Source organism: Candidatus Parvarchaeota archaeon, from assembly GCA_016866895.1.
Lineage (GTDB): Archaea > Micrarchaeota > Micrarchaeia > Anstonellales > VGKX01 > VGKX01.
In genome coordinates this window covers 1-6562 of record VGKX01000058.1, presented here as the reverse complement: position 1 = coordinate 6562, position 6562 = coordinate 1, and the positions used below count along the sequence as shown (strand labels likewise).

Genomic DNA, 6562 nt, shown 5'->3' with positions numbered 1-6562 from the left:
ATCAATGGCGCAATAATCGTGGCTGCAGGAAAGAGGTTTTACATTGAGTCAAGCGAGAATGAAAAGGCCCTTGTCATAGACAGGGGCGAGTTTGACAGGATGGCTGCCCAAAGCGCGCAGGAGGCGGGAGTTAGGCTCAAGGAAGGGTGCCATGTTGCGCAGGGGGAGTATGAGGCAAACTGCATCATAGGCGCAGACGGGCCAAACTCCTCGGTTGCAAGGCACTTTGGCTTTTCGAAAATAAGGGAATATGTGATTTGTGCCCAGGCTGACTATGAGTTTGATTGCGAGGACAGGCACAAAGTGCAGGCGTATCTTTCTCCAAGCAGGTTTCCCGGATTTTTTGGCTGGGCGATTCCTAACGGGGATGGGACTGCAAAGATTGGCATGGGGGGGCGGCTTCCCTGCGACATCAAAAAAAGGTTTGAGGCTTTTACAGGCGAACTTGGGCTTGGGGGCAAAAAGCCCGAAAAGTACATGTCTGCAATAATACCGATTTCAATGAGGGAAAAAACCGGCATGGAAAGCAGCGGCAAAAAAGTGCTTCTGGCAGGAGATGCAGCCGGCCAGGTCAAGGCAACAACTGGAGGCGGGATATTTTTTGGCTCGCAGTGTGGCAGGCTTGCAGGCAAAAATTGTGAAAACCCCGCAGGTTACGAGATTGCCTGGAGGGCAAAATACGGGGCTGATTTGCAGCTTCACAGGCACATCTACAACTCAATGCACACACTTGGGCACGCAGGGCACGAGGCATTTTTCCTTGGGGCAAAGGCACTTGGCGCAGAAAAGTTCCTCTCAAGGTATGGCCAGATGGATTTGATTACAAAAAGCTTCAACATGGAGACAGTACTCAATTACATTGTAGGCGGAAATGCGGCTGCACAAGGATAGCAGGAAGGTTTTGGGCGGCCCGGTGTTTGGCGGCCAACAAGGGTTTGGGAAAATGGCAATAAGGCACTTGGCAATAATCCCTGATGGCAACAGGCGCTGGGCGATGCGCCATGGGATTGGAAAAAAAGAGGGCTATGAGCTTGGCATACGCAAGATTGGCTACGTGCTAAAATGGTGCAAGCAGCTTGACATTCGCATGGTGTCCATGTGGGGATTTTCAACGGAAAATTTCCTTCGCGATTCTGCAGAGGTTAGCATGCTTTTTGGCATCTTCAGCTCAAAGCTGGAGACGGCCATAAGGCGGGCTGCGGAAAACGAAAAATACCAGGTGCGCGTAAGGTTCATCGGAAGGCCTGATTATTTCCCAAAGGACATAAGGGAGAAGATTGGAAAGCTGGAGCAGGTTTCATCCAAATATTCGAAATACCAGCTCAACCTTTTTTTTGGCTATGGCGGAAGGCATGAAATCCTTGATGCGGTTGAAAAGGCGATTGCAAATGCGAAAAAAACAGGCAAAAGAAAGCTTGCTGAAAAGGAGTTTGAAAAACTCCTCTACACAAGCGGCCTGCCCGACCCTGAGTTGATTATCCGCACATCAGGCGAGCAGCGGCTTTCGGGCTTTATGCCCTGGCAAGCTGCATACTCCGAGCTCTATTTTTCAAAAAAACTCTGGCCCGATTTTTCAAAGGCCGACTTTGTCAGGGCGGTTAAATGGTTTGAGAACAGGGGGCGCAGGTTTGGGAAGTAGACGGGAGCTGTAGGTAAGACTTCGGCATCAAATGCACCACGGAAAATAAAAAAATGAAGCGACAGGAAACCACATGAAAAATCAAAAAACCAAAACAAAAGGCGAAACTGCCGCGGTTGAAGGGAGAAGAATAGTAAATCTTGACAATGGCAAAGTCGTGTGCGCCGGCTTTGAGATTGCCGACAATCCGGCTTTGCGGATGCGCGGGCTGATGTTTAGGGAAAAAGTCGTGCCGATTTTGTTCAAGTTTGGCGCAAGCGGAATCTGGCCAATACACTCTTTTTTTGTCGGCTTTGAATTTGACGCCATTTACCTTGACGAAAAGATGAGGGTGACAGAAATTTTTGAGAAAGTATTGCCTTTCACGGCCTTGGTCTCGCCAACAAAACCCGCAGTCTTTTTGCTTGAGCTTTCGGCTGGGGCGGCAAGAAAGCAAGGAGTGAAGAAAGGGACAAGGCTTGCAGAAAAGTATTAGGTGAAAACTAGGAAACAGAGGGCAGCTGGCAGAGAATCTGCACACAGAACTGACGTTTGTTCCAGGATGCGGGCACTTCAACAAGGCGGCCGGATTTGAAAAATTTGGCTTGCTGCTTGAGAAAATTGCGGCATTATGATATTAAGTGTGATGGAAATATTGCCTGCAACTGGCGTAAAGTGCCTTAAATCTTCCCAATCATAACCTGTTTTGTGGGGGAGCCAAGCGAGAAGCGCACTACCCTTGGGTGGGGCGTGGTATCTGGCGCAAAATCCGGCAAGAGATTCCATAAAATCAGCTTGCCTGCCATCTCGCAGGAGGAAGAGGAGCTGCTTTGCACCTGCGTTGAGGAGTTTGGAAAACAGGCGCTTAAGTCAGAGGTGCGCAACGGGCAGCAGGCAGGCGAAGTGTCAAGCCGGATACTTGTTGAGCAGTGCGAGGCGCAGCAGATAGAGCTTGACAATGACCAGCGGGATTACCTGGCGCAGTACCTTTACCTGCACTGCTGGGGCTATTTTTTCCTTGACAAGCTTCTTGAGGACAGCACGATTGAGGAAATTGCCGTAATAGGGATTGGAAAGCCGGCATTTGTTTATGTGCAGGGGGAGGGCTGGAAGGAGACTGCATTCGGTTTTACAAGCGAGAGCACTGCAATAGAGGCGATAAACAAGATGTCACGGGCCATTGGAAGGCGCATAACTTTCCAGTCGCCGCGGCTCAACGCAATACTGGCTGATGGAACACGGCTGCATGCCACAATACCCCCTGTCTCAAAAACCGAGATTACCCTGAGGCGTTTCAGGACAGACCCTATTGGCGCGCCGCAGCTTGGGTCGCTGAAGACTTCAAGCTATGAGGCGCTTGCATTTCTGTGGCTTGTAATGCAGTCGGATGCCTCGGTGCTTGTGTGCGGAAACACCGCAAGCGGCAAGACAACAACCCTCAATGCCCTGTTCAACTTTGTGCCTGCAGACGAGCGCGTGCTGATGCTTGAGGAGACCCCGGAAATAAGCATCCCGCACAGGCATGCGGTGAGGCTTGTTGAGCAGGCCGATGCCGGAATCGGGCTTTGCGACCTTGTTGCCGACTCGCTGAGGATGCGGCCAGACAGGGTCGTGATTGGCGAGGTGAGGACTCAAAAGGAGGCGCAGGCGTTCATGGAGTCCATACTTTCAGGCCAGGCAAGGGGCGCTTATGCAACCTACCATGCCCAGTCGGCAGGCGAGGCGTGCCTGAGGCTTGCAGCGCAGGGGGTAATGGAAATAGATTTGCCTTCGATAGACCTGGTTGTTGTCCAAAGGCGCATAGGAAAGTATACAAGCGGCGTGGGCATACGCGAAGTGCGCCGGATTGTCCAGATAGCCGAAGTTGCGCAGGGCAATGGCCAGGGTACTGGCAGGGGAGGCGACCCAAAGGTTTTGGACTTGTTTTCATACGACTACTCCAAAGACCTGCTTGCAATGGCCCAGCCGGATGTTGTTTGCAAATCAAAGATAGCCCAAAAGGTGTGCCATTCGCACTCCATGTCGCAGCGGCAGCTTCTAAACGCAATTTCAAAAAGGGCCGCTTTTCTGAGAAAAATTGCCGCGCACAAAGGCGGGGTGGAAAAAACCATGCAAAGGATTCTGGAGTTCAGGTAGGCACAAGGGCTGAAAAAGGCTAGGGGGGGTTTAGCAACCCCCGGGTCTGGGAGAAATGCTTGAAAAGATTGTGGCAGGACTTGTTGGGCACCAGGACTTGCTTGCGGGGCTTAGCTTAGGGCACGAAAGAAAAATGGGGATTGAGAAGGACTTGAAGGTTGCGGGCTTTGACATAAAGGCGGAAAAATTCGCATTTGCCTCTTTTGTTATTGCACTTGCAATAGGAACATACGCCTTTGCCTGCTTTCTGCTTGTATCAGGGTGGCAGGACTTTCTTTTTGCAGCATGTGTGTTTTTGCTTTCTTTTGCAGCCGCATTTTTTGCAGCCCTGCGCGCCCCCGCGCATCTTGCAGCAAAGGCAAGGCAGGAGATTGAGGCAGACTTGCCACTTGTGATTGGGCATATATCAGTTGCAATTGCACTGAAGCTGCCTTTTGAAAGGCTTATGGAGGAGATTGCATCTGCGGGTTACAGCTGCTCAAGGATATTTGGGATGGCACTAGGCGGGGTGAGATCTGGCGAAAGCGTATCTTTTGCGCTTTCGCAGCAGGCTGCAGGATTGGGCTCGACGCAGTTTTCAAGGTTTGTTTCAGTGCTGCTTTCGATTTACGAGCAGGGGGGCGAGGCGGCGCACCTTGAGATGCTTGCCGAGGAGATGGGCCACAGGCAGCTGTCGCTGGTGCGCGAGTTTGGCTCCAAGGCAGTGTTTGGCGGCTTGCTTTTTGTCACAGGAGCATGCGTGCTTCCTGCCTTTTTCATGATATACGGGACGCTTTTGGGGGCACTGGACGGCCTGGGGGCGCAAAAAGTAGGGGCTGTGCAGATGTTTGCGGCCTTTGTGCTTGTTTTCCCTGTTTTGGACATTGCGCTTCTTGCATTCATTTCAAGCCAGGCTCCCCCTGCCCTCCATTTCAGAAAAAAATTGTGGCAGGAGAAAGGCAAGGCATTTGGAGAACCGGGCAATGACGCAGGATTTATTGCATTTGGACGGGTTTTTTCAAGCCAGCAGCTTGTTGTTCCCTGCATGGTTCTTGCGGCTGTTTTTGCAGCAATGAGCGTGTTTGCATGGCAGGCGGCTATATTTGCCGTGGCCTTTGCGGCAATTCCCTTTGCAGCAAACCTGTACCTTGAATATATTGAAGAGAAGAGGATTGCACGGATAGAAGAGGCCCTGCCTGACGCCCTTTCAATTGCCGCAGGGATGCAAAAAGGCACTGGCATTGAAAAGATAGCACAGGCGGCTGAAAAGTTTAGCCATGGGCCACTTTCAGTTGAATTTGGGCATTTGAGAAGGCAGATTGTTGCAGGCGTGCCAGTGCAAGATGCCCTGTCACAGCTTTCATGCAGGTCAAGCTCGCAGCTTGTCGGCAGGTGCGCCTCGCTTCTTATGCTAGGCCATAAAAGCGGGCATGACATGAGGGCGGCGCTGAGAAAAGTTGCGCAGGACATCTACGGCCTGTTCGGGCTTATCAGGGAGAGAAATGCGGCTACGCTTGTGCAAAAATACACTGTGATTGCAGGCAGCACCCTTTTAGTGCCCCTTGTAATTGGCCTTGTGATTGGGATGACTGGAAGCATTGCCAAGCTGTCTGCAGGGGGGCCGTTTGGCGCGCTGCAGTGGCAGCAGGAGCAGGCTTATCTCAAGCAAAACGCGGACAAGCAAGCGCTGCAAAAATTGGACACGATTGAAGCAAACAAGTTCATTTCTGCAGCATACGTTGCCATTTTCAGCGCAATGGCGGCTGCATTTGTGGCTTTTCTTGAAGGCAGGCCAAGACAGGCAATTGTCTATGCGCTATTCCAAGTCCCTCTTTCCGTAGCAGTGCTTTTGGCGGCCTCTGGTTTGGTGATTTGAGGGAATGGATGGGACATTATGAGGGAGCATTTATAAGCATGCCAAATTATACAAGAGAATAAATTGTACAATAGAATAAACTTTACAAGAATTTATACAAGATTACATGGATAAGTCAGGGAAATAAATTGGAATAATAAATCGTATTCAGAGATGATAGGAAAGTTTTGGATGATAGGAAAGTCTGAGATATTAGGAATGCAAATGGAGTGGGTTTATGGCAGTCGAGCTTGTAATCACAAAGAAAGTTGACTTGAAAAACCCTGTATTGATTGAGGGGTTTCCGGGCCTTGGGCTTGTAGGGACAATTTCGGCAAGCTACATGGTAGAAAAATTGAAGATGGAGCCTCTTGGATACATAAAAAGCGACGTTTTTCCCCCAATGGCTGCAGTGCACAACCACATCCCACTGCACCCGGCAAGAATATACGCCTCAAAAAAATCCAACATTATCGTAATACTCTCCGAGTTTGTAATCCCTGTTTCTGCAGTGTTCGAGCTTGCTGACAGGATATTTGATTTTGCCAGGCAGATGAAGGTTAAAAAGATAATTTCCCTTGGCGGCATTACAATAAAGGGAGAGCAGGACACTGTCTATGCAATTGCAAGCAACATGGAGCTTGTGGAGCAGCTAGGCAGGTACAAGTCAGTGAAGCTAATCAAGGAAGGGGCTACAACCGGAGTCGCCGGGGTTCTTTTGGCCAGAGGCGCGGACGAGAAGTTTCCTGTCATTTCCCTTCTTGCAGAGGCACAGCCAGAGTACATGGACCCGCATGCCGGGACAATGGTGATAGACGTTGTCAACGAAATGCTTGGGCTGAAAATTGACACCAGCGCCCTTGAACAGGAGTCAAAACTTATTGAGACCAAGATGCGCGACGTGATGAACAAGGCAAAAACCGCACAGCAGCACTACGCAAAGACTGAGAGCCTTGGGCCTATGTACGGATAAG

General features: G+C 50.5%; 6 protein-coding genes. All 6 read left to right on the top strand.

The genetic code is table 11. The annotated features are described in order from the left end of the window. Positions 1 to 18 precede the first annotated feature (18 nt). The 6 genes from FJZ26_03150 to FJZ26_03125 all read left to right on the top strand — a co-directional run bounded on the left by FJZ26_03150 (position 19) and on the right by FJZ26_03125 (position 6561). Positions 19 to 891, top strand: a complete 873-nt coding sequence (locus FJZ26_03150; protein MBM3229405.1) for a hypothetical protein — start codon at positions 19 to 21, stop codon at positions 889 to 891. Further along, the gene (gene uppS, locus FJZ26_03145; GenBank protein MBM3229404.1) at positions 872 to 1639 is read left to right on the top strand and encodes a di-trans,poly-cis-decaprenylcistransferase; all 768 of its coding nucleotides are present in this window, start codon (positions 872 to 874) and stop codon (positions 1637 to 1639) included. The genes FJZ26_03150 and uppS overlap by 20 nt, the downstream gene beginning before the upstream one ends. Positions 1640 to 1712: 73 nt before the next feature. Beyond that, complete coding sequence (locus FJZ26_03140; protein ID MBM3229403.1) at positions 1713 to 2114, top strand: DUF192 domain-containing protein; 402 nt, start codon at positions 1713 to 1715, stop codon at positions 2112 to 2114. Positions 2115 to 2302: 188 nt separating this feature from the next. Next, positions 2303 to 3754, top strand: coding sequence for a CpaF family protein (locus tag FJZ26_03135; GenBank protein MBM3229402.1), 1452 nt, complete (start codon positions 2303 to 2305; stop codon positions 3752 to 3754). A 55-nt stretch (positions 3755 to 3809) separates the two neighbouring features. Beyond that, on the top strand, positions 3810 to 5609 hold the full coding sequence (locus tag FJZ26_03130; GenBank protein MBM3229401.1) for a hypothetical protein: 1800 nt from the start codon (positions 3810 to 3812) through the stop codon (positions 5607 to 5609). Positions 5610 to 5826: 217 nt separating this feature from the next. Then, the gene (locus FJZ26_03125) at positions 5827 to 6561 is read left to right on the top strand and encodes a proteasome assembly chaperone family protein (protein ID MBM3229400.1); all 735 of its coding nucleotides are present in this window, start codon (positions 5827 to 5829) and stop codon (positions 6559 to 6561) included. The last annotated feature ends 1 nt before the right edge of the window (position 6562 follow it).